The sequence below is a fragment of the Marinobacter sp. F4206 genome (assembly GCF_019392195.1).
Taxonomy (GTDB): Bacteria; Pseudomonadota; Gammaproteobacteria; order Pseudomonadales; family Oleiphilaceae; genus Marinobacter.
The window spans coordinates 1,806,056-1,831,236 of record NZ_JAHXKI010000002.1; the positions used below are offsets into that span (position 1 = coordinate 1,806,056).

The following is a 25,181-nucleotide window of genomic DNA, read 5'->3' on the forward strand; positions in this document are numbered from 1 at the left end:
CTAAACAAGGTTCAGCTTTCGGGTTGGGCCTTTTTTCGTTCCAGGTCCAGGGTGAACGCCAGGGGTAACACCAGCAGGGCGTAGGCGATCATCATCATCAGGGCGTGGCGGGCGTCACCGGTCCAGTCGGCGAGGACGCCGCCGAGCATGGGCACGGAGAAGGCGACGGTGTAGCCGACCAGGAAGGTGCCGGCGGAGAGGCGGCCGGTTTCGGCGGACGAGACGACCAGCGGGGGGATGGCCACGAGGAGGATCAGCAGCATGCCGGCGACCAGGCTCATCAGGGTGGCGCTGACGATGGACCACCAGCCGGTCAATATGACCGCACCAATCGCACCGAGGATGGCGAGGCTGGCGAGGCTGGCGATAACGCTTCGGCGGCCGACCCAGTAGCGGGCCATTTTCAGCATGGTCAGGGAGGCGAAGACCTGGGCGAGGTTGTACCAGAACAGGGCATCCGGAAGTTTGTCGAACTGGCCCTGGTACTGTAACAGGCTGCCCATGTAGGCGTTGAGGCCGAAGAACAGAGAGCCGGACAGTCCGAGCAACAGGCCGATGCGCAGGGTGAGGGGATTTTTCCAGTCAGGTAGCCAGGCGACGTTGCGCACGGGTCTTGCCCGGTCCCGCTTGGGCAGGAACAGTGCGGCGGCCACCAGCAGCGCCGGTAACGACCAGGCCAGCAGTGTCGCGCGCCAGCTGTTGTCCAGCAGCGGCATGAGCACCGGCAGGGTAATCCCGGCGCCGATGAACTCGCCCATCAGCATGCCGTTCATGTAGATCGCCGTACCCAGTGCCAGGTGGTGGGGCTCCAGCCACCTGGGCAGCAATGCCGGCAACGCCGGTTGCATCATGGAGACACCCAACCCCATGACGGCACTGGCAATCATCAGGGTCAGGGTATCGGGAACCAGGCCGCGGCCTGCTGATCCGATGACCATGATGACCATGGCGAGGGCCAGGGTATTGCGTGGTCCGAGTCGAGCAATTGACAGGGAACCGGGCATGGAGCCCACGGCGAGCATCAGGATCGGGAGGGTGGTCAGAGCGCCGGTCAGGGCCTGGGACAGGGCCAGTTCGTCGCTGATAAAGGGGGCCAGTGGCGGCGCCACCAGGACCGGTATCCGGAGGTACACTCCGGCCAGCCAAAGCAACACCGCCACCGGCAGCAATCGGGCTGGCGGTGGCGGTGCGGGTGCGGCTCCGGTTTCAGCCACAGGCGAGAATCAGTCTTCGCCGGTATCCGGAAGGTAAGCGCCGTCTTCGTCGTGGACCTCACGGCCGGTGACCGGTGGGTTGAAGGCACAGATCAGGCGCATGTCTTCGGTGCCGCCGTACAAGGTGTGCTGATCGTGCTTGTCGAGTGCGTACAGGGTGCCGTCGGTGATCTCGTGGGTTTCACCGGTGGCCTTATCCAGGATTTTGCCGTTGCCCGCCACGCAATAGACGGCTTCCAGGTGATGCTTGTACCAGAGGTTCAGCTCGGCGCCCGCCGGGATGATGGTCTCGTGAAACGAGAATCCCATGCCGTCCTTCTTCAGCAGCATCCGGCGACTGGTCCAGCCCGGACCGGTCACTTCCCGCTCGGTACCGATGATGTCTTGCACTCGTACAATCTTCATTAGCATTCCTCATTTCGTGATGGAATAGCCCTACAGTATAAACATCCCTCTCAGGTCCGGTTCAACCGCCAATCGTCGTAAGCGGCCATGCTCTGCTCAATGGCAGCGATGAATTTCTGACGCTGACGGTCATCGAGCGGCCGGCGCTTTCGGCGCTTGTCGAAGGCCTGCTGGATATCCTGTCGGCACTTTCTGTCGAGGCTTTCGAGCCAGTGGTGATCGGCCGGTTCCAGGTCCAGAAGGTCCCGTCCGGCGTGGTTGCGTTGGCTGATATGCCACCAGTGATCCACGGCTCGCCCTAATACAACATAGCCGAACTGGCTGTCCTGTACAGGGCCGAAGGTGGCGGTTTTCAGTCCGTCCTGGAGGACCCCGATGTTCAGCGCCGGCAGTGTCAGCCGGTCTCCGTACAGGTAGCTGCCGGCGGCGCCGATCAGGCCGCCCACCAGGGCACCGGCGCCCAGGGAGTGGCCCAGGGTGATCGCATCGATGCCGGCGCCACTGACCGCGCCGGCACCGAATCCGGCAGTGGCAAGGTAGCGCTTGCCGACGGACCAGGTCTTGCGGCTGTCCTCGGAAAACAGGTCATGGTCGCTGGCCCACTGCAGCTCCGCCTCCTGGCGCTGAATGCGTTGGTGCTGGTAAAGATGCTCGACGTCGATGCGCAGGGTCTGTTCCCGTTGCCGCTGGTGCCGGTACCAGCGCTGGCGTAGCTGTCCGGCGAGGTCCGCGTCGCTGGTGCCGGCAGCCTGGCCGGCAGTCAGGGTGCGGTTCTCCCGGTACGCCATCATGTCCTCAAGGGCCCTGGCAATCAGTGCCGCGGACTGATGCCGTCGTTTCCGGCGCTGATCGGACAGAAAGTCCGTGGCTTGCGCCAGGGGCTGTTCCCAGTCCGGTTCCAGCTGACCAAAAGCCCGCAAAAGGCTGAGATGTTGCTCAAACGGGGCGCGAACCGCGTCGAATTTGCGGACAACCTGGAAAAACTGACCGAGCGCAGCCTGCCAGGTGTCGCTGTGGTCATCGGTACCGATGCTGTTGATCAGGGCAAGGCTGGGTCGACCGGTCCACCGCAGGATGGTCATCTCGGCCTCGTGCTCGGCGCTGTAGGGGACCGAACCGTCCACCACGTAGATGATGCCGGCGCCTTCAATCAATGGCGCCAGAAGCTCGCATTCATCGGTAAACCGGCCGTCGCCCTGGTGCTGGGTGACAAAGGCCCCGACCGTTTCGGCGTGATCGGAGGCGGAAATGCTGTGGGCCTGAAGCCACTCCAGTACCCGGCGCGGCCGTTGGAAACCGGGGGTGTCCACCAGGGTGTACAGCGTGTGACCGTCGACGCTCAGCGGGTAGGCCTGGCGCTGGCGGGTGGTGCCCGGCTCCAGGGCGATGGCGATGGCATCGTTTTGGGACAGGGTGGCGACGACGCTGGATTTGCCCTTGTTGGGATGGCCGACGACGGCAAAAACAGGGGCAGAGTTCATGCCAGGTCTCCCTGTTCGGTGAAGGGATCCCGCCATTCCAGGCGGGGGGCGCTGACACCGACAAAGTCCTCGCCCACACGGTCGGCGAACCGCAGCCATTGCCTCAGCTGGTGCGCTTCCGGCTCTCGCCGGGTGTCCAGACTTAGGGGCACCAGGGCTACCCGGGTGCCTGAAGGCCAGCTCTGGCGGGCGGCGTTGAGGAAATCCTGCAGCTCGCCGGTGGGCGGCTCCCAGCTGCGGGTGACGACAATGACCGCTCGGGCCGGGTCCTCCTGTTCCAGCCAGTCGGCAATCTGCACTAACGCCGCCCGGTCCTCGGCCAGGCTCGCCCGACCCCCGGCCCGAAGCTTTCGCGTGGCCTCTCCGGTCAGGGTGTCCGGCAGCTCGGGCTCACCGGCGCCGGCCCAGCACAGCAGGATGTTGCTGTCCGGCAGGGGTTGCACGGTCGTCCGGGTCCCGGTGTCCGGCATATCCTGGGCATCGTTGTGCTGGCTGCCGGTGTCCAGGGTCGGCGTCTCCATTCGATACATCAAGGCGTGCATACCTGGATGGCCGGCCAGCAGTTGCCGCGCGCGGCGACGCAGGAGTGCCATCGACACCAGGGTCAGCAGGCACCGCGGCAGCAGGACCCAGGTTAACCAGAGCATCGTGACGAAGCGCCACCACTGACCCCAGCGTTGAGGGTCAATGGTGCTGGCGCCGGAACCTGCCCGGAAAAAACGGGTGGCCTCGACCAGCGCCAGATCGGGTACCGCGGCCGGCCACAACCAGCTCCAGGGGGCCGCGAGCGCCAGCACAAGCTGATGGTAGCCGGGGGCGCTGGTCTCCAGGGTGGTGCTCCAGCCGAACGCCAGGTCCTGAACCACCACCATGACCAGCAGCGTCAACAGTCCAGACAGCGCGAAGCCAAGTCCGCCGAGGTGCGCGGCGCGGGCCATCAAAACCGGATTCAGTCGATTCGCCACCCCGGTGCTGCCTCGTGGTGTCACCCGGCGCACCAGCCACCGCCAGGGCTGCCAGCCCGCCATTGACTGAACGGTGGTGAACAGCGCCAGCAGCAGCTGGAGCAGCACAAAGGCCAGAAAAACGGTGATGTTGATGCGCTGGCCACCGTCGTAGAACAGCAGGCCGAGCATGGTGAGAACGCCCAAAAGTACGCCAGCGATGGTAAAACCCGTGTTGATCCGTCGCCAGAGCCGCCGGGTTGTCTCGGCGACGGACGGTTGGCTGCCGGGACCGCTCAGCCGCGCCATGTGATCGAGCCAGAGCCGGGCGTCCGGAGTCTGGCCCTGCTGCTCGCAACTCAGCGCAAACTTGCGGTCGCGGCGGTGGAGAAAGGCCGCTGGCTGGTCGTGGTCCCGCTGGCTGCGGGCGTCGAATTCCAGCAGCACTTGGAGGGGGCTGTCGGTCATGCAGTGTCCCGGTGGTGAATTCGGTGCGTCATCCTTTGATGCTAGGATATAGGGATTCCGGCCACCGATACCAGATAACGAGCTGTCATGCCCCACCACCTGATGAACCTGCGCCATGTACCCGATGACGAGGCGGACGAGATCCGTAGCCTGTTCGAGGCCCATGAGGTGCGCTACTACGAGACGCCGCCGAGCAAGTGGGGCATCAGCATGGGCGGGTTCTGGGTCCACGACGATGACGAGGCCGCGCGGGCCCGGGCCCTGCTCAACGAATATCAGCAGCAGCGCCTGGAAACCCAGCGCCAGGCCTTCCGTGACCGCCTGGCCGCCGGTGAAGGCACCGGAATCTGGTCAATGATCCGCCGGCGTCCGGTGCGGACCCTGGCGGCGGTGCTGGCCATGGTTGTGATAGCGGGTATCAGCCTCCTGCCCTTTCTCCGACTCGGCTAGCGTCAGCTCCCTGCCTTGCCAGAAACTGGATGGCCGCGTCCACCGCGTCACCGGCGGTCAGGAAACTGGTGATGTGGCCTCTCAGGTGCATCTTGAACAGTTCATTGTCGACAGCGTGGTCGGCCAGGGCTGCCCGGAACCGCTCCGCCTGGCTGAAAGGCACGAGTGCATCCATGGTGCCGTGAAACAGGAAGAATGGCGGGGTCTGGCGGGTGACGTGGGTGATGGGCGACGCGTCCCGGTACACCTCGGGAATGTCCTGTTGTTCGCCCCCGAGAAACTGGTGCAGCAACCGCCCTGAACCGAACGCCGTCAGGTCGGAGGGCAGGCCGCCGGCAACGACGGCGCTGAGCCCGGTATCCGGTCCGCCATAGGGCCGGTTCAGGTCACTGTCGGTGCTGGCAACGACTGCCAGTAAAGCCACCAGATGGGCCCCGGACGAGAACCCGAAGCCACTCACCGCCGAGGTGTCTAGTTGGTAACGGTCGGCATTCCGGTTCAGCCATGTCCGGGCGATCTGGAGGTCGTGGAGCTGGGCCGGAAAGGTATAGTCGGGTGCAAACCGGTAATCGATATTCAACACTGCGAAACCATGGCTGGCCAGAGCCTCCGCGATCCAGGCCATGTCATCGCGGGCGCGCCGCTCCCAGCCACCCCCGTGAACCAGAAGCACCACCGGCGCTGACGCGGTTCCATTTGGCAGGTACAGGTCCGCGAACAGAGGCTGGGGCCAGTCGACCGGGGAGAATCGCAGGTTACGTTCCACGGAAAACGGGGTTGGGTCAACGCTGACCGGTTTGGCAGGCGCGTTTTTGTGGCTGGCACACCCGGTCAGCGCCACGACGCCACTGAGCAGCAACGCTGCCACCGGCAGCACCCATCTGAATCGGTTTGTCACCTCACTCCCTCTCGTTATCGTTTGCCATCGTGAACCGGTTGACTGGATGTACGAACACAGGCGACTTGCGGATGCGGCCGGGGAGCGGCCGTGGTCGGAATTGTCCGGATTTCGAGACGATGTCCGGATGTCAGGACGTGCTGGTTGAAAATCCAGCTGATGGCGGTTCCCGGGTTTTCCGTGCCCGAGGGGTGTCCGGAAACCCGGATTATTTCTCCCGGTTTTCCCTGGGCGCTTCTGGTTCTCTAATAAAAACAGCGCCTTGGATAATTGGCACAGGATCCGCATGGGGTTCCGCAGGGCTCGGCCCGGAGGTCCGTGCCTGTTCGTCAACAACAACAAACAAGGAACGACCATGAAACGAATCATACTGGGCGCCGCTCTCGGTGTCTCCGTGTTCGCCTCGAGTGCCTGGGCGATAGATAATCCTGCCTTCAACGCGCTGCCCGGGTTCATCCAGGGCGACATCGCACACATTGCATACGATGGCATCACCGACGATCTGCTGACGGCAGGCCTCGGCGCCTCCGGCCTGGCCGGTGCCGCCCCGGTGTTCAACGAACCGCTTGCGCCCACGCCCGCTGAACTCCGACGCCTGGCGATCTACAACAATTACCGGGCGCTGGTCGATACTGTGCCCGGCGGTGGCTACGGCTCCTTTTTCGGGCCCGGTGTGGGCGCTGCCGGCGAGGGCCTGATCGCCGGTGAGGAATACCTGGCGTTCATGACGGTGCCGGGCAGCGACGTTCTGGTGACCGTGATGGCCCAGGTGCCGGACCGCTTCGATCCTGCCAACGCCTGCATCGTGACCGCGCCCTCGTCCGGCTCCCGGGGTATCTACGGGGCCATTGGCACGGCCGGTGAGTGGGGCCTGAAAAAAGGCTGCGCCGTGGTGTATACCGACAAGGGAACCGGCACGGGCTCCCATAACCTGGAAACCGACTCGGCCCAGAGGCGGGATGGCACACTGACCAATGGGGAGGAGGTCGTGCAGTTCCGGGCGGATCTGTCCGATACCGCCCGCGGTGATTTCAGTGCGCTCTGGCCGGACCGCTTTGCTTTCAAGCACGCTCATTCCAAAGTGAACCCGGAAGCCGATTGGGGCCAGCACGTGTTGCAGTCCATCGAATTCGGCTTTTACGTGCTGAACGAGAAGTTCGGGCGTCAGCTGCCGAACGACGAGACGCTGATCACGCTCAAACCCAACAACACGCTGGTGATTGCGTCCAGCGTTTCCAACGGGGGTGGTTCCTCGGTCCGGGCTGCGGAACAGGATCACCAGGGCCTGATTGACGGGGTGGCAGTGTCTGAGCCAAACGTGAATCCCCGGGTGGATACCGGCTTTACGATTCGCCAGGGCGACGGGCCGGTGATCACCGAGCACAGTCGGAGCCTGCTGGATTACACCACCGCCCTGGCGGTGTACCAGGGCTGTGCCAACCTGGCACCGGCAATACGGGATACCGCGCCTCTGAATGCAGTGTTCAATTCACCGGTTGTCGGCGAGAACATCTGTAACTCTCTGGCGAACAAGGGCCTGGTAACCGGGGCCACCCTGGACGAGCGCGCGACCGATGCGCTGCGCATTCTCAACGAGGATTTCGGTATCCAGCCGGAGCAGAATCTGTTGGCGCCGGTGCACTTCGGCCTGGCCGTCGCGCAGAGCATTTCCATGACGTACGCCAACGCCTACGGTCGTGCCGGCGTCGAGGATCGGGTTTGTGACCTCAGCCTGGCGGCAACCGATGCCGCTGGCGCCGTCACGCCCCTGGCGCCGACAACCGAAGCAGCACTGTTCTCGGCCAGCAACGGGATTCCGCCAACGGCGGGCGTCAACCTGGTTTACGACGGCGCTCTTGGCCAGCCCACCAACCTGGCGGCCAGCGCCTCGCCGAGTTCCAGCCAGCTGGATTACGGTCTGGATGCGCTGCTTTGCCTGAGAAGCCTGGCCCAGGGCAGTGATGCGGTGACCGGCGGCGCCCTCAGCGGCAATGCCGCAGCCCAGGCGGACGCCATTGCCACGGGTATTTCTGAGGTGCGGGCGTCGGGTGACCTGCGGGGCAAACCGACGGTGTTTGTGACCGGTCGCGCGGACGCGATCCTGCCCATCAACCACACGTCTCGGCCCTATTACGGGTTGAACCAGCGGGTTGAGGGCAAGGCCAGCAACCTGCGCTACTACGAAATCCTCAACGCCCACCATCTGGATGTGTTGAACGGTTTCCCCGGATTGGCGGATCGCTATGTTCCGCTGCATCACTACTACTTCCAGGCCCTGGATCTGGTGTGGGCGACGCTGAAAAACCGGCAGCCCCTGCCGCCGAGTCAGGTGGTCCGGACAGTGCCCCGGGGAGCCATCACCTCGCCGCTGACGGAGGCCAACCTGCCTGCGATCAGCCCTGATCCCGCAGCGTCGGACCGCATCCGGTTCGTCGACAACCAGCTGCGTATCCCGGAGTAAGACGCCGGCCAATCGCCGCCCCGGATTGTTTCGGGGCGGCTCCGTTTGCCCCCGCCACAGGGGGCCCATATACTTCCGTGACTGCATCCGGGGCTACCGGATGTTGGGGATCTCATCATGAACGATATCCAAGCCGGTGGTGGTGCGGGGTACATGACACAGCTGTTTACCGAAAATAACAAGAGCGGACTCACGCGGGATCTGATCGAAGCCCTGTTCCCGATGTTCGAGGCAGCGAGCGCCGGTGCCATCGCGGTCGATCGGGACAGCCGTATTACCTGGATCAACAGCAGCTATTCGCATCTGCTGGGGCTGGGCGATCCTTCCAGGGTGGTTGGCAAGCCGGTGCGCCAGGTCATCCCCCAGACCCGGATGCCGGAAGTGGTGGAGAGCGGCAAGCCGCTGTTGCTCGACATCATGGAACACAACCAGCAGCAGCTGGTGGTAACCCGCCTGCCGTTTTACGACGAGGATGGCCGGATTGTGGGCGCCGTGGCTTTTGTGCTGTACGACGATCTGCAACCGTTAACGCCCCTGGTCGCGAAATACCGGCGCCTGCACCAGGACCTCGCCGCCGCCCGCAAGGCACTGGCGAAGAAGGCCCGCGGGACACGATACAGTCTCGGGGACTTTGTCGGGGCCAGCCCGGCAGCGCTGGAAGTAAAGCGCCGTGCCCGCCTGGCGGCCGGTCGCGAAATGCCGGTCCTGTTGCTGGGTGAAACCGGCACCGGCAAGGAGGTTCTGGCCCAGGCCATCCACACCGTGTCCACCCGGGCTGAGAAACCCTTCGTCGGGGTCAACGTCGCAGCTATCCCGGACAACCTCCTCGAAGCGGAATTTTTTGGTGTGGCACCGGGCGCCTACACCGGTGCTGACCGCCGGACCCGGGAGGGAAAGTTCCAGCTTGCCAATGGCGGCACCCTGTTCCTGGATGAGGTCGGTGACATGCCGCTGCCGTTGCAGGCGAAATTGTTGCGGGCCCTGCAGGAGGGCGAAATCGAGCCGCTGGGCTCGAACAAGGTCGAACAGGTCGATGTACGGGTCATCGCCGCAACCAGCCGTAACCTGGAAGCGATGATCGCCGATGGCACGTTCCGTTCGGATCTGTATTACCGGCTCAACGTGTTGGAGATTCCCATTCCGCCGTTGAGGGACCGGCTGGCGGATCTGGGCGTGCTGTGTGAGGCCTTGCTGGGCGAGATCTGTGAGGGACTGGAACTGCGCGGTGAGATCACCGATGCGGGGGTGTCCGCTCTGGGCAGCTACGACTGGCCGGGAAATATCCGGGAGCTGCGGAACGTTCTGGAACGGGCCCTGACCATGGGTGAAGAAGGCGGCTTGCTGGATGCCGACGCCGTCTTCAAGGTATTGCCCCGCAGTGGCAAGCGTCCGGTATCCTCGTTGACGCCGCAACCGGTACGCCCTCTGGCCCGAACCCTGGCCGAGGCCGAGGCCCAGGCCATTGAAGAAGCGCTGGTCGCCAGCCGTGGCAACCGGACGCGCGCCGCCAAATTACTGGGTATTTCCCGGTCCGTACTGTACGAGAAGCTGGCGAAGCTGTCCTGAAATCAGGACAGCTGTCCTGGTATCCGTACAAACCCCTACGACTGATGTCTAAAGACGTCCGGTAGTCCGGACAATTTTTCCTTTCGCTGAGTTTGGCGAAATCCTCTATCTATATGAAAAAACAAACAAAAATGTGGTTGGCACGTTGTCTGCAAATGCCGGCGTGCAAGACGTCAGAACAACGCAGAAAACAAGACTGGCGCTTATTGTTGGACCCCCCAAGTTACCCATGTCGGTCTGTTTTCTGCGATGTCTGACTATACTCAGACGAGGCCTGTCAGAAATTGCGTCCGCCAGGCCGGATAAAACAACAATGCTAGGAGACTTGCCAATGAAACTCTTGAAGGCCATCACCGGTATCGCCGGTGCGATTGCCCTGACGACGGGTTCCGCTTTCGCAGACGACCTGCGCTGGAAAATGCCCGTCGCCTTCGCAACCAACCTTCCGGGCCTCGGTTCTCCCGCTGCCTGGGTTGCAGACAACCTTACGACCGCTTCGGATGGCAGCATCCAGGTCCGTGTCTATGAACCCGGCAAGCTGGTTCCGCCGTTCGACATCCTGCAGTCTGTCTCAGACGGCAAGGTCTCTGCCGGCTACACCTGGATCGGCTACGACCAGGGCAAGGTGCCCGCGATTCCCCTGTTTGCCGCTGTTCCATTCGGCATGAAGCCCCCGGCCTACATCGGTTGGTATTACTACGGTGGCGGTCATGAAATGCTGCAGGAAACTTATGCCAACAAGGGATTTAACGTGCACGCGCAGCTGTGCGGCATCATTGGGCCTGAAACAGCGGGTTGGTATTCCGAGCCCATCGAAACACTGGAAGACTACAAGGGCCTGAAGATCCGCTTCGCTGGTCTCGGTGGTAAGGTTCTCGAAAAACTGGGCGCCTCTGTCACCATGATGCCCGGCGGCGAGCTATACCAGGCACTGGAAAAGGGCACCATTGATGCCACCGAGTTTTCCATGCCCGCCATCGACCAGATCCTCGGCTTCAACCAGGTGGTCAAGTACAACCTGTTCCCGGGCTGGCACCAGCAATTCACAGCCCAGTACATGCTGATCAACAAGGATGAGTGGGCACGCGCCACTGAGGCTCAGAAGGCGCTGGTTGAGGCTTCCTGTACTGCGGCTACCACCCGTGGTCTGGCTGAGGGCGAGTACAAGAACGGCAAGGTTCTGGCCGAGTTCCAGGAAAAGGGCGTTCAGGCTGATCAGATCCCCCGCGACGTTCTGCTCAAGCTTAGGGAAGTCACTCAGGAAGTGCTTGAGGAAGAAGCGTCCAAGGATGCCGACTTCAAGCGTGTTTACGAGAGTCAGCAGGAGTTCATGGAATCCTACAAGGTGTGGGACACCCGCGCCTATGTTCCAGCGGACCTCTAAGGTTCGGGGCTGACCAAAAGGGGCACCGGAGCTTATGCCGGTGCCCTCTGATTTAGTCTGGATGGCCCTGCGGGGCCATCCTTGTTTCACGGCAGGCTTTCTGAACGAGGAACTGTTGTATGACAGTGTCTGATAAGGGCTCTTCGTCCGATGTCCATGCATCGGCGTCGGATGCCGGTCAATTTATTCATCATCACACCGAGTTTCCGACCACCCGGCTGAGCGAGGTCCTGGACGGTGTGATTTCTGCGATAGGGAAGAGTGCCTCCTGGCTCTGGATTGTGGTTACCGGCGTGATCATCTACGCGGTAGTGGGGCGCTATGCCTTTGGCCAGGGTTCGGTAACGCTTGAAGAAGTCCAGTGGCATCTGGCCGGCGCCGGCTGGTTGTTGGGGTTGGGCTATACCCTGGTGACCGATGACCATGTCAGGGTGGACGTCATCCATGAACGCCTTTCGCTCAAAGGCCAGGCGTGGATTGAACTGTTGGGTTTGGTGTTTCTGCTGTTGCCGTTTCTGGTGCTGGCGGTCTACGAAATGATTCCCTATGCCGTGAGCTCCTGGGAACAGGGTGAGACCAGCCAGGCGCCGGCGGGCCTGCCTTACCGCTGGATCCTCAAGGGCGTTCTGGCACTGTCTTTTGTGCTCCTGATAATCGCTGCCCTGTCCCGTCTGATGAAAGTCACTGCCCTGCTTTTCGGCTTCCCGAAGCCAATCCGGGTCGAGTCCGGTGACAACAAGAAAGAGGATGCGTCCTGATGGAGCTTGAAACCCTTTTCGTAATTGGCATGTTCCTCACGTTCGGGGCGCTGCTGATGACCGGTTATCCGGTTGCGTGGGTGTTGGGTGGCACCGCGGTCATCTGGACCGTTGTTGGTGTCATCGCCGTCGAGAATTTTGGTGCCAATCTGTGGTTCGACTACTCCTCCTCCATGGGGCTGGTCCCCGAACGAATCTGGAAGGTGGTCAGTAGCGAGACCCTTGTTGCCCTGCCCATGTTTATCTTCATGGGGATTATGCTTGATCAGTCCGGTGTTGCCGAACGCCTGATGAACAGTATGGTCAAACTCTTTGGCGCCGTCCGTGGTGGCTATGCGGTTACCGTGATCGTCATCGGCGTACTGCTGGCCGCGACCACGGGTATCATCGGTGCTTCTGTCGTGCTGCTCGGCATGTTGTCCCTGCCGGTGATGATGGAGAACAAGTACGACAAGGGCTTTGCGGTGGGTACGGCCTGTGCCACCGGGACCCTGGGGATCCTGATCCCCCCGTCCATCATGCTCGTGCTGATGGCAGACCGGCTGGCCGTGCCTGAGGCATCGGTCGGCGACCTGTTCATGGGCGCCTTCTTCCCGGGCCTGATGTTGGGTGCCATGTACGTGGCCTACGCCATCATCCGACCCATGCTGCAACCCCACATTGCACCGGTACCGGCGGGCACAGAGAAAGTGAGCTGGGCCATCGTCTGGGAAGTGGCGAAAGCCGTTGTTCCGACGGCCGCGCTCATCCTGGGCGTGCTCGGTTCCATCTTTGCCGGCATTGCAACCCCAACGGAGGCTTCCGGTGTAGGCGCTTTGGGTGCTCTGCTGTTGGCCCTGATGTCGGGTCGACTGAATCTGAAAGTCCTCAACTCCTCCATGCAGCAGACCACCCGAACGGCTGCGTTCATCTTTGCCATCTTCCTGGGTGCGACCGCGTTCTCCGTGGTGCTGCGGGGTCTCGGTGGTGATCAGGTCATCGAAGACGCCCTGCTGGGCCTGCCTTTCGGTCCCTACGGAGTAGTGCTGACCATCCTGTTCGGTGTTTTCCTGCTGGGCTTCTTCCTGGACTGGGTAGAGATCACTCTGATCATCCTGCCGCTGGTCGCGCCGGTTGTGCAAAGTCTCGGGTTTGATCTGGTCTGGTTCACTATTCTGTTCGCCATGTGCCTGCAGACCTCTTTCCTGACGCCGCCGGTTGGGTTTGCCCTGTTTTACATCAAGGGTGTGGCGCCGCCGGAGATCGCAGTCACCGACATCTACCGGGGTGTTATTCCGTTCATTCTTATTCAGCTGGCAGCACTGGCTATTGTGTTCGTGGTACCGGAAATCGCGACCTGGCTGCCCAGCGTGGCTTACGATTAAGGAGAAAATAACCATGCGTCTGGAAAACCGGATTGCTCTGATTACCGGTGCCGGCCGTGGCATCGGCCGGGCCATTGCCGAGGCGTACGGCCGCGAAGGGGCGAAGGTCGCTGTGGCTGACCTGACACTCGAGGCGGCACAGGACACCGTAGCTGCCATCGAGCAGGCCGGCGGCACGGCCATCGCCCTTGAGATGGATGTGACCGATGAAGATGCAGTTGACGTAAACGTCAACTTTGTGGTTAAACAGTGGGGTGGCCTGGATATCGCCATCGCGAACGCTGGAATCCAGCATATTGATCCGGTGCACAAGCTGGCTTACTCCGATTGGAGCAAAGTAATGAACGTGCATCTTGATGGCGCATTCCTGGTGACCCGCGCGGCACTCAAGCATATGTACGAGAGCGGCGGGGGCACCATGCTCTACATGGGCTCGGTGCATTCTCTGGAGGCCTCGCCCCTGAAAGCCCCTTACGTGGCGGCCAAACACGGCATGCTGGGGCTGTGCAGGGCGGTGGCGAAGGAAGGTGCGGAATACGGGGTGCGAAGCAACATCATCTGCCCCGGATTTGTGCGCACGCCCCTGGTGGACAAGCAGATTCCGGAACAGGCCAAGGAACTGGGCATTTCCGAAGAGGAAGTGATCAGTAAAGTGATGCTCAAGAACACTGTGGACGGGGAATTCACCACCCTTGAAGACGTGGCAGAGTTGGCTGTTCATCTGGCCGCATTCCCCTCTGCGGCTTTGACTGGCCAGTCCATCGTGGTCAGTCACGGCTGGCATATGCAGTAATATTCAGGAGATATGGATGAGCAATGAAGAACAATCGCCGGTAGTCTGGTCTCCGTCTGAAGACACGCTGGCCAATTCCCGAATGGGCCAGTTCAAGGCATGGCTTGAGCAGCAGGGCTTTGGCCCGTTTGCCGACTACCATGCCCTGCACCAGTGGTCCATTGACGAGCTCGACACCTTCTGGGCAAAAGTCTGGGACTACTGCGGGTTGGTCTGCGACACCCCCGCCAAGGAGGTGCTGGGTAAGCGTGATATGCCGGGGGCAGAGTGGTTCCCGGGCATGAAGCTGAATTTCGCGGCCAACCTGTTGCGCCTGGCCGAGGGCGACCATGCCAATCGCGAGGCGATTGTCGCCTACTGCGAGACCCGTCCGGTCCTGCGCCGGACCTACGCCGAACTGAAAGCCGATGTGGGCGCGCTCGAGGCGTTCCTGCGCAGCCAGGGCATCGAGCGTGGTGACCGGGTAGCGGGCGTTGTCACCAATGGGTACGAGGCCATGGTGGGGATGCTCGCCGCCACCAGCCTGGGCGCGATCTGGAGTTCGGCCTCCCCGGATTTCGGGGTTGGCGCGATCCTGGACCGGTTCGGTCAGATCGAGCCGTCGGCATTGATCGCGGTGAACGGTTACGGCTACGGCGGCAAGGTCTTCGCCCGCCAGGACGACTTTGCCGAACTCGTTGCCGGACTGCCGACCCTCAAGTGTGTGGTCAGCGTCCAGCAACTGCCGGAACAGGCGCCGATCCAGGGCGACCTCGTAACCCCCTGGGAGGACGCCATTGCGTCCGGTGCCGGGCAGTCGCCGTCCTTCACGCCCCTGGGTCCGGATCATCCGGTATACATCCTGTATTCGTCGGGCACCACCGGCAAACCCAAGTGCATCGTTCATGGCAACGCCGGCCTGCTGGTGAATCATGCCAAGGAACTGATGCTGCACGGTGACGTGGGCCCCGAGGACCGGTTCCTGTATTTCACCACCTGCGGCTGGATGATGTGGAACTGGCAGGCGTCTGCGCTGATGACCGGGGCCGCGGTGATCACCGTTGACGGATCGCCGGGTTACCCCAGCCTCAGTTACCTGTGGGACACCGTGGCCGGCGAGAAGGTCACCCATTTCGGTACCAGTGCCCGGTTCCTGGCGGGCTGCCGCAAGGCTGAACTGAAACCGGCGAAGGATCTGGACCTGAGCGCCCTGCGGGTGTTGTTCTCCACCGGCTCCCCGCTGTTGCCGGAGGATTACGACTGGGTGTACAGCGATGGCGCCCCCGGTGTGCTGCTCGGTTCCATTGCCGGAGGTACCGACATCTGCGGCTGCTTCGTGGGCTCGACGCCCTTGTTGCCGGTCCGTCGTGGCGAAATCCAGTGCCGCTTCCTGGGTGTCGACGCCGTGGCCTATGATGAGGACGCCAAGCCGGTGCATGGCGGCCGGGGCGAGCTGGTCTGTCGCCAGCCGTTGCCCTCCATGCCAGTCTGCTTCTGGGACGATGCCGATGGTGCCCGCTACCATGCGGCCTACTTCGACACCTTCCCCGGGGTCTGGGCACACGGTGACTTTATCGAGTTTACCGAACACGGCGGCGCCGTTATCTACGGCCGGTCCGATGCCACCCTGAATCCGGGCGGTGTCCGCATCGGCACCGCGGAAATCTACCGCCAGGTGGAAACCGTGGACGAGGTGAAGGACAGCCTCGTGGTCGGCCGCCAGGTCGAGGGCGATGTGGAAGTGGTCCTGCTGGTGGTGCCGGCTGACGGTCAGTCGATTACCGATGACCTGCTCAAGCAGCTGAAGACCCGTATCCGTGAAGGCGCCAGCCCCCGGCATGTGCCCAAGCACATTATCGAGGTGGCCGATATTCCCTACACCCGCAGTGGTAAGAAAGTGGAGCTGGCGGTTGCCCGGCTGATCAACGGCTCGGCGAAGGCGGACAACCGGGATGCCCTGGCGAATCCGGAAGCGCTGGATCTTATCCGGGATCGGCTATCGGAAGCGGGACTGCTGCCAAAAGGCTGATGTCGAATCCTTCAGCCAGAAGTCTGTGGGCCCCATCACCGGGGCCCTACCGCTTGCGAATCCCGTCAGCGGGAATGTACGAAAGTTTCGTAAATTCATGGTTTTTCATCGTCCTGTAACGGGAATTAGCGAACTTTTAGTCCGTTCTTATACTAAGATCGTAACCAGAATTTACGAAAAAATGGTATCTTAGTAGGTCTATCAAAAGTTCCTAATCAGTCATTGCCCGGGTCGGACGTTCACAAGACGCCTGACCCCGCCATGACCGTCCTGAACCCACCCATTAGCCTGAGGACGAAAATGACATCATCCAAAGCAAAGATTGTCTATACCCTGACCGACGAGGCGCCTGCCCTCGCGACACGGTCACTTCTTCCCATCCTGGAAACCTACGCCAAGCCGGCTGGTATTGAATTCGAAACCAGCGACATTTCTCTCGCGGCGCGTATTCTGGCGAACTTCCCGGACTACCTCGAAGAAGATCAGCGGGTTCCGGATGCACTGGCGGAGCTGGGTGAGTACACCAAGGACCCGGACGCCAACATCATCAAACTGCCGAACATCTCCGCCTCCATTCCCCAGCTACGTGCAGCCATCAACGAGCTGAACGAGCAGGGCTACAAGGTCCCTGAGTACAAGGAAAACCCGGAGACCGACGAGGAGAAAGAAATCCAGTCCCGCTATGCCAAGGTACTGGGCAGTGCCGTGAACCCGGTTCTGCGTGAGGGTAACTCCGATCGGCGCGCGCCCACGGCAGTGAAAGCCTTCGCCCGCAAGTATCCCCACACCATGGGCGAGTGGAGCCCGGCGTCCCGGACCCATGTTGCCCACATGCGCGGTGGCGATTTCTATTCCAGCGAACAGTCGGTCACCCTCGACAAGGCGACTACCGCTCGCATCGTGTTTGAAAGCAAGCAGGGCAAGCAGACCGTCCTGAAACCCGAGCTGCCGCTGCAGGAAGGCGAAGTGCTGGACGGCATGTTCATGAGCAAGAAGGCGCTGGTGAAGTTCTTCGAGGACGCGATCGCGGACTGCGAGAAGACCGGCGTGATGTTCTCCCTGCACGTCAAAGCCACCATGATGAAAATCTCCCACCCGATCGTCTTCGGTCACGCGGTGAAGGTTTTCTACAAGGACCTGTTCGACAAGCACGGTGAGCTGTTCGACGAAATCGGAGTCAACCCGAACAACGGCCTGTCCAGCGTGGTCGAGAAGATCAAGCAGTTGCCGGAATCCAAACAGGAGCAGATTCAGGAAGACCTGCACGCCTGTTACGAGCACCGGCCGGAAATCGCCATGGTCGATTCCGTCAAGGGCATCACCAACCTGCACGTACCGAGCGACGTGATTGTTGATGCGTCCATGCCGGCCATGATTCGTAACTCCGGCAAGATGTGGGCCCGTGACAACAAGCTCAAGGACACCAAGGCGGTGATGCCCGAGTCCACCTATGCCACCATCTACCAGGAAGTGATCAACTTCTGTAAGACCCACGGCGCCTTCGATCCGACTACTATGGGTACGGTGCCGAACGTGGGTCTGATGGCGCAGAAGGCCGAGGAGTATGGTTCCCACGACAAGACGTTCGAAATCAAGGAAGACGGTGTCGTTCGGGTGATTGCCGAGGACGGCACCGTGCTGACCGAGCACAACGTTGAGAAAGGTGACATCTGGCGTGCGTGCCAGACCAAGGATCTCCCGATCCGCGACTGGGTCAAGCTGGCGGTCAGCCGTGCCCGCGCTACCGGCATGCCGGCGGTGTTCTGGCTTGACGACGAGCGTGCGCACGATGCCCAGCTGATCAAGAAGGTTGAGACTTACCTGAAGGACCACGATACCGAGGGCTTGGATATTCGTATCATGTCACCGGTTCGGGCTATCCGCTGGACCATGGAGCGTCTGATCCGGGGTCTGGACACCATCTCCGTAACCGGTAATGTCCTGCGTGACTACCTCACCGACCTGTTCCCGATCCTGGAGCTGGGTACCAGTGCCAAGATGCTGTCCATCGTGCCGCTGCTGAACGGCGGTGGCCTGTACGAGACCGGTGCCGGTGGTTCCGCACCGAAGCACGTGCAGCAGCTGATTCAGGAGAACCACCTGCGCTGGGATTCGCTGGGCGAGTTCCTGGCCACGGCGGTGTCCCTGGACGAACTGGGCGAGAAGCAGAGCAACGAGCGCGCTCGCCTGCTGGGTCAGACTCTGGACAAGGCCACCGAGCGCCTGCTGGAGAACAATCAGTCTCCGTCCCGTGTCACCGGTGAGCTGGATAACCGGGGTTCCCACTTCCACCTGGCTCGCTACTGGGCTGAGGAACTGTCCAAACAGGACAGTGACAAGGAGCTGAAGGAGTTCTTCGCCAAGCTGTCCAAGCAGCTGGAGGAGAACAAGGACAAGATCCTGGAAGAGATGACCGTCGTTCAGGGCAACCCGGCCGACATCGGTGGTTACTATCATCCGCCGATGGAGAAGGTCTGTGAGATCATGCAGCCGAGTGAAACCCTCAACAAGATCCTCGAAGAGGCTCGCGCTTCTGTGAAGTAAGCCTCAGGGATCAGGGCCGGGTTTGTAACCTGGCCCGCGAAAAACCCGGACAGCCCTTTGGCTCTCCGGGTTTTTTATTGGCGGATGTCAGTTCTCTTCTGGTTCTTCCTCATAGCCCTTGCCCGACTCTCCGGCCCTGCGGAACTGATACATGGTGACTGGCGGCCCGATCAACTCGAATACCACGGTGGAGCCGATAATCAGGGGCAGGATAAACGTAATCTCCGGCATCCGCTGAGTGGCCACGAGGGCCAGGCCCATAGCCACCCCCGCCTGAGGTAGCAGGCAGGCACCATTGCGGGTCCTCACGGTGTGGCTGGACCCTGCCAGCACTCCTCCGGTGTAGCCGCCCAGGATCCTGCCGGCGATCCGGGCCAGAATGTACACGGCTCCGAGAGCACCGAGAGTCGGCAGGATTTCCCATTCCAGACCAAATCCCGCCAGGAAGAAGAATGTCGCCAGAAACGGCTCCACGATGCCTTCAATAGAGCGAAATGGCCGGATATGATGATGAGCCCTGTTTGCGACCGTGATTCCCAGGGTCATACAGGTGAGGAGGTAGGACACTTCGAGAACGCCAGCGATGCCGGCGGCCAGGAAGATAAAACCGGCGGACTCGAGCAACATCGGTTCCCCCGGTTTCAGTCGACCAGTCATCCAGGCCATGGGTAGCCCCAGCAACACACCCAGCACCATGGCGCCGAGCACCTCGTAGATCCCGTACCCGACGGTTTCGAACAAGTTCACGCCATTGCCGGAAACCAGCTCGGCCACCACCAGCAGGATACTGAACAGAATGGCGCCCCAGGCGTCGTCGATGGCGACAACCTGCCCGACCAGTCTGGTCAGTGGTCCACGGGAGGCGGTTTCCCGCATCACGTCCAGGGTGGCCGCCGGGTCAGTCGCGGTCGCGATGGCGGCGAGCAGCAACGAGGCAGGCAGGTTTTGCGTGACGGCCCAGGTCGTGAGGAAGATCACCAGGGCCGTCACGATAGTCACGGCCAGGCTTACGATGATCGCCTCCCGGCCCCTTCTGAGGTCACGGAACGAGATGCGCTCCCCAAGCAGAAAGCCGACCATGGCCAGGGTGAGCTCGGTCACCAGAGGAAAACTTTCGCTTACTCTGGTGGGGATCAGGTCAAGCATCTCAGGGCCGGCAACAGCACCCAACAGCAATAACAGGGTCACTCTTGGAACATGCAGGCGCTGGCCTACGGTGTGAGCGGCCAGAGCCAGCAACATGATCCCGCCAATCAAAAGAAGATCCAGGGCGTGGGACAAAGCTTACTCCTGCTGAAGTACCGCCAGCTGTCCGCTGGTCAGTTTCAGCAGGTCCTGTGGTGAGAGTTCAATCTCGAGACCGCGTCGCCCGGCACTGACGTAAACGGTATCGAAGCCTTCTGCCGAGCGGTCCAGGAAGGTTTTTAGACGCCTTTTCTGTCCAAGGGGACTAACGCCGCCAAGCACGTATCCTGTGCTGCGCTGGACCACTTGGGGATTGGCCATGGTGGCTTTTTTCCCTCCCGCCGCCCGGGCAATGAGTTTCATGCTGAGCATGGCGCTGACCGGCACCACTCCGACGGCCAGTTCCCTGCCATCAATATCCACCACCAGCGTTTTGAACACGCGGCGAGGGTCGGCATCGATCTTCTCGGCGGCTTCGGTGCCATAGCTCTCGCTGGCCGGGTCATGGTCGTATTCGTGAAGGGTATGGCTGATCCTGGCTTTCCTGGCGGCGTTGATCCCCGGGGTCATGGCGTCTCCTGCCTCGTCCTCTGACCTGAAAAATGTAACACAGTCCGATTAGAGAATAGCGTGTTCGACCGCGACATAACTCGACTTATGTCAGTAGAATGACTATTTTCTGGGCATGATACATTGCCAAACCGGCTGGTTAACGCTGAGGCCACCACGCAAATACGCGGTAATGGAATGAGGCAGTCCAACGAGCGCCAGCTCTCCGATCAGTTGCTCCCCCTGCGCCGGACTCTCTGGGTGGTCCTGACCTACCTGGTTGTCGGTTTTGCCTGGATCGCGTTTTCAGACCGCCTGGTCGAATCCTGGTTTCAGGATCCGGAGGCCCTGTCCCGGGTCCAGACCTGGAAGGGCTTCTTCTTCGTTCTGGTCACCGGCCTGGTCCTGTTCTCCGTGCTCCTGCGTCAGCTATACAAGGACCGTTCCCTGTTGAAGCTTCAACACGGTCAGCGCCAGGCGCTCCGCGCCCGCGAACGACAGTTGACCGTGCTCATGGATAACCTGCCGGGGATGGCCTATCGCTGTCGCTACGACAGCCAGTGGACGATGCTGTTTGTCTCCGACGGCTGTATTGAGCTTACCGGTTATGAGCCGGCCGCGCTGGTTAACAACCGGCAGGTCAGTTTTGCCGACCTGATGGATGACGCCACCAACAAACGATTGCAGCAGGACGTGAAAGCGGCGCTGAATCAGGGCAAGCCCTTCTCCGTTGAGTACGCGTTGAAGCGGAAAAACGGGGCCAGAATCTGGGTCTGGGAGCGGGGCCGAGGAGTCGTAGAGGATAGCGGCGAAACGGTGCTGGAGGGTATTGTGTTGGACATCTCCGACCGCAAGGCACTGGAAAACGAACTGTCGGAGCTGGCGACCCGCGATCCGCTTACCGGCTTACTCAACCGCCGTGAGCTGACACGGCTCATGGAGGAGGAGCTCGAGCGTGCCAAGCGTTACCAGCGTACCATGGCCCTCCTGTGGATCGACTTCGACCATTTCAAGGATGTGAACGATACCTATGGCCATGCGGCCGGTGATTCGGTCTTGAAGGCGGTCAGCCGCCTGCTACTCGACAGCGTGCGCGCGGTCGATTCGGTAGGCCGGTTCGGCGGTGAGGAATTTGTGATTGTGTTGCCGGAAATGGAGGTGGCCGAGGCCCGCGAAACCGCCGACCGGCTGAGGCGTCAGGTCGGATCCCTGCCGCAACCCCTGGGTGATGGCAGGACGGTGCCCTTGACCATCAGTGTCGGCGTGGCGGTCTACCCCAGTCACGGCCTGACCGCCGCAGCCTTGTGTGCGGCGGCCGATAAGGCCATGTATCGGGCCAAGGAGCGGGGCCGGAACTGTGTTTCGATGGCACACCTTTCCGAGCATGTTCATAATGACGCCTGAAACGACGATAACAAGAACACTGAATAAGGTTGTACCCGAATGAATCGAATCGCCCGCCGTGCCCTGCACACCTGCATTGTGCCCAAAGACCTGTCCGCCGTTACCTGCCGTGATGCGGCTGGTGAGCGTCCGGATGCCGCCGGCGTCAGTCCGGAGGCGATCGACGCCATCTGGGAGAGTGTTGAGGCCCTGTACCGGACCGGCGTGCATCCCGGCTTGCAGTTGTCGCTGCGCCATCGGGGTGAGCAGGTCCTGCATCGGGCCATCGGGCACGCCACCGGTAACGGTCCCCGGGACGGCGCCAGTGTCCTGAAGACCCCGATGACGACCGAGACCCCCGTCTGTTATTTCTCGGCATCAAAGGCGGTCACCGCCTTGCTGATTCATATGCTGGCGGAACAGGGGCTGGTGAACCTGACTGATCCGGTGTCCTACTACTGCCCGGAATTTGCCCAGGGTGGAAAGCGGACGATCACCGTGCACCAGGTGCTCTCCCACCGCGGCGGTATTCCTGCGATCCCGCGGGAAACGCCCATCGAGGTCCTTTGGCAGAAGGACGAAATCTGGCGCCTGCTGTGTGAGGCCAGGCCGGTGGAAGTGGACGGCGCCAAAGTGGCCTACCACGCCATCACTGGAGGCTTCGTGTTGCAGCGTGTGCTGGAAAAAGTCACCGGCAACAGCATTGAGCATTACCTCGATACCCACCTGCGCCAGCCCATGGGCATGAAGTGGTTCACCTATGGGATCGCGCCGGATCACCTGCACGAGTTGGCCAGTAATTACGCCACCGGCCCGACCCCGAGGTTTCCCGTGTCGTGGATCGTTAACCGGGCCCTGGGCAGTGATATCCGGACGGTCGAGAAGGTCACCAACGATCCCCGCTTCCAGGAAGCGGTCATTCCCGCCGGTAACCTGTGTGGCACCGCCGAGGAAATGGGCCGGTTCTTCCAGATGATGCTCAATGGCGGGGTCTGGAACGGGAAGCGCATCTGCAGCGAAATGACGGTTCGGCGAGCCATTCAGCAGTTCGGGTCGCTACAGATCGACCGGACCATGATGATTCCGATGCGCTTCAGCGCCGGCATGATGCTGGGCGGCAACCCGGTGGGTCTGTGGGGCCCGCAAAGCCGCTACGCCTTTGGCCACATCGGGCTGATTAACAAGCTGTGCTGGGCCGACCCGGCCCGGGATATTTCGGTCAGCCTGCTCAATACCGGCTTTCCCATTGTCGGTCACCACATGCCGGCGTTGGCAAAATTTGTCTACACGGTCTGCAAGCGCTTTCCCCTGATCCCGGAGAACCAGAGGCCGCTGGTCGCGGCCTGAGCTCAGAGGGTCCGCAACTGCTCTTCGAGAATGCCCAGCACTGATGACAGGATGTCCCGGAAATCGGTCAGTGTCTGGGTCCGCTGAATCACGTCTTCCCGATTCTCATCCAGCCGCTCCAGTTTTGGGACGACCCGGCGAATGCCCTCGGTGATCACCTCATAGGGGTAGTGGTGGTCCTGGATGCTCAATTTGTTAATCTCGGCCACTTCCTGACTGAAAATGCTGATGATGTCGTACAGCATATCCTTGTGGTGAATGCTGCTGGCTTCCCAATAGGCGTCGTCCAGCAGTTCCAGCAGTGACAGGTATTCTCGGAGGGTATCGGCGACGGAGGTCTGGGTCATGGCAACTCTCGGGCGGTGATCGGAACTGTCTTGAAAAAACGTGATGTTACAGGGAACTATAGCAGGGCTTTCTGCGTCAGGTGAGCAGGTTCCGGAGCTGGATCGTGCAATAAAAATGAAACTAAGTTCATTTTTATTGCACTTTGTCCGACAGATGGGCAGACTTCCAGAATGGGATAAGGATCTATCACGACTCACTGGACGAGAAGCCGAATGGATAAGCCCCCTCACATCTGCGCCGAGCGATCCGAGCGAACGGTCAAGCTTGATCACCACGACAGCGTTCGTGACCACGTGCACCAGCAGGTGAGCTCCGAAGTGGAGCGTCTTGAACGGCGCATTGAAACCCTGCGCCTGACCAAAGCCCCCCACGCTGCCATCATGATCTCCACCTATGAGCGGATGATTGACCGCAAGAAAGGCTTCCTCCAGACCTGGAACCTGAAAGAAGACCGGTTCTACTGACGCTCTGGAATGGCCTCCGTTGACCAGGTTGCCTTGGCCTCGGCCGGCTCCTGGTAACTGCAGTAATCCGGGTTGTTTTCGGTGTTGGATGGGTCTTCTTCCGTCGGCGCCGGGACGGTCGCCGGTTCGCCATCCGAACTGAAAATTCTCAGAACCTGCATGGCATAGTCGAGTTCCACCCGCAAGCAATCCGGAGTGGCCTCGGGTGACTGGGAACTGTCGTGCCGGCTGAGATCAATGACCTGTTGGTCCGGGCTCTTGATAAACAGCGTATCCGTTTTGTCTGCAATGAAGTCCTGTCGGAGTTCGAGACTGCCGAAGGACCGGCTCAGATAGTCGGCCGTCGCGTATTCCGGCTGATTGTAACCAGCTGCGGTAAAACTCGTGCCACTGAACCGGCTACCGGTGAGTGCGCTGATGAGTTCCGGCTGGGCGTCCCGGTCCTCCGGGTCGACACTGCGGCTGACGTACTGAATCGAGCGATAGACCTTGCCTTCGGCGTCACTGTCGTTCGTCGCGCTGGGCACATAGCGCCAGTCGAGCGTTGGGTATATCCATACGCGGTCGTTCAAGGCAAGACCGGCAAGAACGGCTTCCTGATCGGTGAAGCGGATATCGGCCTGGTTCTCCCGGGTGTTGTAGGTGCCGGCAGCGCCGTCGGTCGCCCGTTGCACCATGTATCTCCGACCTTCCTGGAAGTTGGCGACCTGGCCCGAGGCAATCACCTGATTCATCAGGTCGGCCGGGTTTCGTACCCGGATATAGCTTTTGCCGTCGTCTGCCGCCGTTGCCTGGATGAACACGTCAATGTGGGCCCGTATTTCCGCAGCCGATTCGGCACTCTCCGAGCCGTCGCTGTCCGTGGGTTCAAGCCCCCGATAGATGTCGTCAAACCGGGTGTGGTCAATGTTGTCCGGCGCCTGCTCGCTGTCCTCCAGATCGAACGTCGAGAAGGTCAGATCGACATCGGTTGCCGGGTTAAACGCGGTCGGTCCGGAATCCTCGGGGCCGCAGCCAACCAGTGTCACGGTGGCGAAGGCAATGGCGGTGAACGTGCAGAAATGTCTCATTTAGAACGGCTCTGGGGTGCGCGACGGTTGGTAAAGGGCTAAAGTGATTACCCGCGGGGCCGTTGGCCCCGGTTCGAATGCTGACAATAAACGATAA

At 61.3% G+C, this 25,181-nt stretch carries 21 protein-coding genes; 12 read left to right on the forward strand and 9 right to left on the reverse strand.

Translation table 11 applies throughout. The features are described 5' to 3' along the window. Positions 1-11 precede the first annotated feature (11 nt). From KZO34_RS10600 to KZO34_RS10615, 4 genes are read right to left on the reverse strand one after another with little or no spacing between them, the layout of a single operon-like run. Positions 12-1,214 carry an MFS transporter gene (locus tag KZO34_RS10600; RefSeq protein ID WP_219476299.1) on the reverse strand — a complete coding sequence of 401 codons (1,203 nt, stop codon included), beginning with the start codon at positions 1,212-1,214 and terminating at the stop codon, positions 12-14. Between the two features lie 9 nt (positions 1,215-1,223). Next, a complete protein-coding gene (locus tag KZO34_RS10605) occupies positions 1,224-1,619 on the reverse strand; it encodes an ectoine synthase (RefSeq protein ID WP_058092911.1) in 396 nt (131 codons plus the stop codon). 50 nt (positions 1,620-1,669) lie between these two features. Next, positions 1,670-3,100: a GTPase/DUF3482 domain-containing protein gene (locus KZO34_RS10610; RefSeq protein WP_219476301.1), complete on the reverse strand. Its 1,431-nt coding sequence runs from the start codon at positions 3,098-3,100 to the stop codon at positions 1,670-1,672. Further along, a complete protein-coding gene (locus KZO34_RS10615; protein WP_219476303.1) occupies positions 3,097-4,512 on the reverse strand; it encodes a DUF2868 domain-containing protein in 1,416 nt (471 codons plus the stop codon). Before KZO34_RS10615 ends, KZO34_RS10610 begins: the two co-directional genes overlap by 4 nt. Before the next feature lie 87 nt (positions 4,513-4,599). Between KZO34_RS10615 and KZO34_RS10620 the strand changes: the two genes are divergently transcribed. Beyond that, positions 4,600-4,962: a DUF6164 family protein gene (locus tag KZO34_RS10620; RefSeq protein WP_219476304.1), complete on the forward strand. Its 363-nt coding sequence runs from the start codon at positions 4,600-4,602 to the stop codon at positions 4,960-4,962. Here KZO34_RS10620 and KZO34_RS10625 read toward each other — a convergent pair. Further along, positions 4,931-5,860: an alpha/beta hydrolase gene (locus KZO34_RS10625; protein ID WP_308318797.1), complete on the reverse strand. Its 930-nt coding sequence runs from the start codon at positions 5,858-5,860 to the stop codon at positions 4,931-4,933. The two genes, KZO34_RS10620 and KZO34_RS10625, sit on opposite strands and share 32 nt — an antisense overlap. 355 nt (positions 5,861-6,215) lie before the next feature. Between KZO34_RS10625 and KZO34_RS10630 the strand changes: the two genes are divergently transcribed. The 8 genes from KZO34_RS10630 to KZO34_RS10665 all read left to right on the forward strand — a co-directional run bounded on the left by KZO34_RS10630 (position 6,216) and on the right by KZO34_RS10665 (position 18,738). Beyond that, entirely contained in the window at positions 6,216-8,321 is a 2,106-nt protein-coding gene (locus KZO34_RS10630) for a D-(-)-3-hydroxybutyrate oligomer hydrolase (protein WP_219476306.1), read from the forward strand. A 117-nt stretch (positions 8,322-8,438) separates the two neighbouring features. Continuing rightward, the gene (locus KZO34_RS10635) at positions 8,439-9,887 is read left to right on the forward strand and encodes a sigma-54 interaction domain-containing protein (RefSeq protein WP_308318798.1); all 1,449 of its coding nucleotides are present in this window, start codon (positions 8,439-8,441) and stop codon (positions 9,885-9,887) included. Between the two features lie 331 nt (positions 9,888-10,218). Then, on the forward strand, positions 10,219-11,271 hold the full coding sequence (locus tag KZO34_RS10640) for a TRAP transporter substrate-binding protein (RefSeq protein WP_219476307.1): 1,053 nt from the start codon (positions 10,219-10,221) through the stop codon (positions 11,269-11,271). A 119-nt stretch (positions 11,272-11,390) separates the two neighbouring features. Further along, a complete protein-coding gene (locus tag KZO34_RS10645) occupies positions 11,391-12,029 on the forward strand; it encodes a TRAP transporter small permease subunit (protein ID WP_219476308.1) in 639 nt (212 codons plus the stop codon). Further along, positions 12,029-13,393, forward strand: a complete 1,365-nt coding sequence (locus tag KZO34_RS10650) for a TRAP transporter large permease (RefSeq protein WP_219476309.1) — start codon at positions 12,029-12,031, stop codon at positions 13,391-13,393. Before KZO34_RS10645 ends, KZO34_RS10650 begins: the two co-directional genes overlap by 1 nt. Positions 13,394-13,406: 13 nt before the next feature. Next, a complete protein-coding gene (locus KZO34_RS10655) occupies positions 13,407-14,186 on the forward strand; it encodes a 3-hydroxybutyrate dehydrogenase (RefSeq protein ID WP_219476310.1) in 780 nt (259 codons plus the stop codon). A gap of 16 nt (positions 14,187-14,202) precedes the next feature. Next, positions 14,203-16,194, forward strand: coding sequence for an acetoacetate--CoA ligase (locus KZO34_RS10660; RefSeq protein WP_219476312.1), 1,992 nt, complete (start codon positions 14,203-14,205; stop codon positions 16,192-16,194). Between the two features lie 300 nt (positions 16,195-16,494). After that, entirely contained in the window at positions 16,495-18,738 is a 2,244-nt protein-coding gene (locus tag KZO34_RS10665) for an NADP-dependent isocitrate dehydrogenase (RefSeq protein ID WP_219476314.1), read from the forward strand. Between the two features lie 87 nt (positions 18,739-18,825). Here the strand turns inward: KZO34_RS10665 and KZO34_RS10670 are convergent, their stop codons facing one another. Both KZO34_RS10670 and ybaK read right to left on the reverse strand, forming a co-directional pair. Beyond that, positions 18,826-20,019, reverse strand: a complete 1,194-nt coding sequence (locus tag KZO34_RS10670; protein WP_219476316.1) for a cation:proton antiporter — start codon at positions 20,017-20,019, stop codon at positions 18,826-18,828. A 3-nt stretch (positions 20,020-20,022) separates the two neighbouring features. After that, entirely contained in the window at positions 20,023-20,493 is a 471-nt protein-coding gene (gene ybaK, locus KZO34_RS10675) for a Cys-tRNA(Pro) deacylase (protein ID WP_219476317.1), read from the reverse strand. A 177-nt stretch (positions 20,494-20,670) separates the two neighbouring features. On the opposite strand from ybaK, the gene KZO34_RS10680 reads away from it, so the two are divergent. Together KZO34_RS10680 and KZO34_RS10685 are read left to right on the forward strand one after the other, a co-directional pair. Continuing rightward, the gene (locus KZO34_RS10680; RefSeq protein ID WP_219476319.1) at positions 20,671-21,876 is read left to right on the forward strand and encodes a sensor domain-containing diguanylate cyclase; all 1,206 of its coding nucleotides are present in this window, start codon (positions 20,671-20,673) and stop codon (positions 21,874-21,876) included. A gap of 39 nt (positions 21,877-21,915) precedes the next feature. Next, positions 21,916-23,202, forward strand: a complete 1,287-nt coding sequence (locus KZO34_RS10685) for a serine hydrolase domain-containing protein (protein ID WP_219476321.1) — start codon at positions 21,916-21,918, stop codon at positions 23,200-23,202. A gap of 2 nt (positions 23,203-23,204) precedes the next feature. On the opposite strand, the gene KZO34_RS10690 is transcribed toward KZO34_RS10685, so the two are convergent. Beyond that, entirely contained in the window at positions 23,205-23,549 is a 345-nt protein-coding gene (locus KZO34_RS10690) for a hypothetical protein (protein WP_219476322.1), read from the reverse strand. Positions 23,550-23,762: 213 nt separating this feature from the next. Between KZO34_RS10690 and KZO34_RS10695 the strand changes: the two genes are divergently transcribed. Beyond that, positions 23,763-24,014: a hypothetical protein gene (locus tag KZO34_RS10695; RefSeq protein ID WP_219476323.1), complete on the forward strand. Its 252-nt coding sequence runs from the start codon at positions 23,763-23,765 to the stop codon at positions 24,012-24,014. On the opposite strand, the gene KZO34_RS10700 is transcribed toward KZO34_RS10695, so the two are convergent. Further along, on the reverse strand, positions 24,008-25,084 hold the full coding sequence (locus KZO34_RS10700) for a hypothetical protein (protein WP_219476324.1): 1,077 nt from the start codon (positions 25,082-25,084) through the stop codon (positions 24,008-24,010). The two genes, KZO34_RS10695 and KZO34_RS10700, sit on opposite strands and share 7 nt — an antisense overlap. Positions 25,085-25,181 lie beyond the last annotated feature (97 nt).

What these genes read in the sequence shown, in the direction of transcription:
- KZO34_RS10660 (WP_219476312.1), top strand. Translation starts at nt 14,203, where the DNA reads ATGAGCAATGAAGAACAATCGCCGGTAGTCTGGTCTCCGTCTGAAGAC.
- KZO34_RS10615 (WP_219476303.1), bottom strand. Translation starts at nt 4,512, where the DNA reads ATGACCGACAGCCCCCTCCAAGTGCTGCTGGAATTCGACGCCCGCAGC.
- KZO34_RS10635 (WP_308318798.1), top strand. Translation starts at nt 8,439, where the DNA reads ATGAACGATATCCAAGCCGGTGGTGGTGCGGGGTACATGACACAGCTG.
- KZO34_RS10640 (WP_219476307.1), top strand. Translation starts at nt 10,219, where the DNA reads ATGAAACTCTTGAAGGCCATCACCGGTATCGCCGGTGCGATTGCCCTG.
- KZO34_RS10680 (WP_219476319.1), top strand. Translation starts at nt 20,671, where the DNA reads ATGAGGCAGTCCAACGAGCGCCAGCTCTCCGATCAGTTGCTCCCCCTG.
- KZO34_RS10700 (WP_219476324.1), bottom strand. Translation starts at nt 25,084, where the DNA reads ATGAGACATTTCTGCACGTTCACCGCCATTGCCTTCGCCACCGTGACA.
- KZO34_RS10685 (WP_219476321.1), top strand. Translation starts at nt 21,916, where the DNA reads ATGAATCGAATCGCCCGCCGTGCCCTGCACACCTGCATTGTGCCCAAA.
- KZO34_RS10630 (WP_219476306.1), top strand. Translation starts at nt 6,216, where the DNA reads ATGAAACGAATCATACTGGGCGCCGCTCTCGGTGTCTCCGTGTTCGCC.
- ybaK (WP_219476317.1), bottom strand. Translation starts at nt 20,493, where the DNA reads ATGACCCCGGGGATCAACGCCGCCAGGAAAGCCAGGATCAGCCATACC.
- KZO34_RS10620 (WP_219476304.1), top strand. Translation starts at nt 4,600, where the DNA reads ATGCCCCACCACCTGATGAACCTGCGCCATGTACCCGATGACGAGGCG.
- KZO34_RS10605 (WP_058092911.1), bottom strand. Translation starts at nt 1,619, where the DNA reads ATGAAGATTGTACGAGTGCAAGACATCATCGGTACCGAGCGGGAAGTG.
- KZO34_RS10655 (WP_219476310.1), top strand. Translation starts at nt 13,407, where the DNA reads ATGCGTCTGGAAAACCGGATTGCTCTGATTACCGGTGCCGGCCGTGGC.
- KZO34_RS10695 (WP_219476323.1), top strand. Translation starts at nt 23,763, where the DNA reads ATGGATAAGCCCCCTCACATCTGCGCCGAGCGATCCGAGCGAACGGTC.
- KZO34_RS10610 (WP_219476301.1), bottom strand. Translation starts at nt 3,100, where the DNA reads ATGAACTCTGCCCCTGTTTTTGCCGTCGTCGGCCATCCCAACAAGGGC.
- KZO34_RS10645 (WP_219476308.1), top strand. Translation starts at nt 11,391, where the DNA reads ATGACAGTGTCTGATAAGGGCTCTTCGTCCGATGTCCATGCATCGGCG.
- KZO34_RS10665 (WP_219476314.1), top strand. Translation starts at nt 16,495, where the DNA reads ATGACATCATCCAAAGCAAAGATTGTCTATACCCTGACCGACGAGGCG.
- KZO34_RS10690 (WP_219476322.1), bottom strand. Translation starts at nt 23,549, where the DNA reads ATGACCCAGACCTCCGTCGCCGATACCCTCCGAGAATACCTGTCACTG.
- KZO34_RS10650 (WP_219476309.1), top strand. Translation starts at nt 12,029, where the DNA reads ATGGAGCTTGAAACCCTTTTCGTAATTGGCATGTTCCTCACGTTCGGG.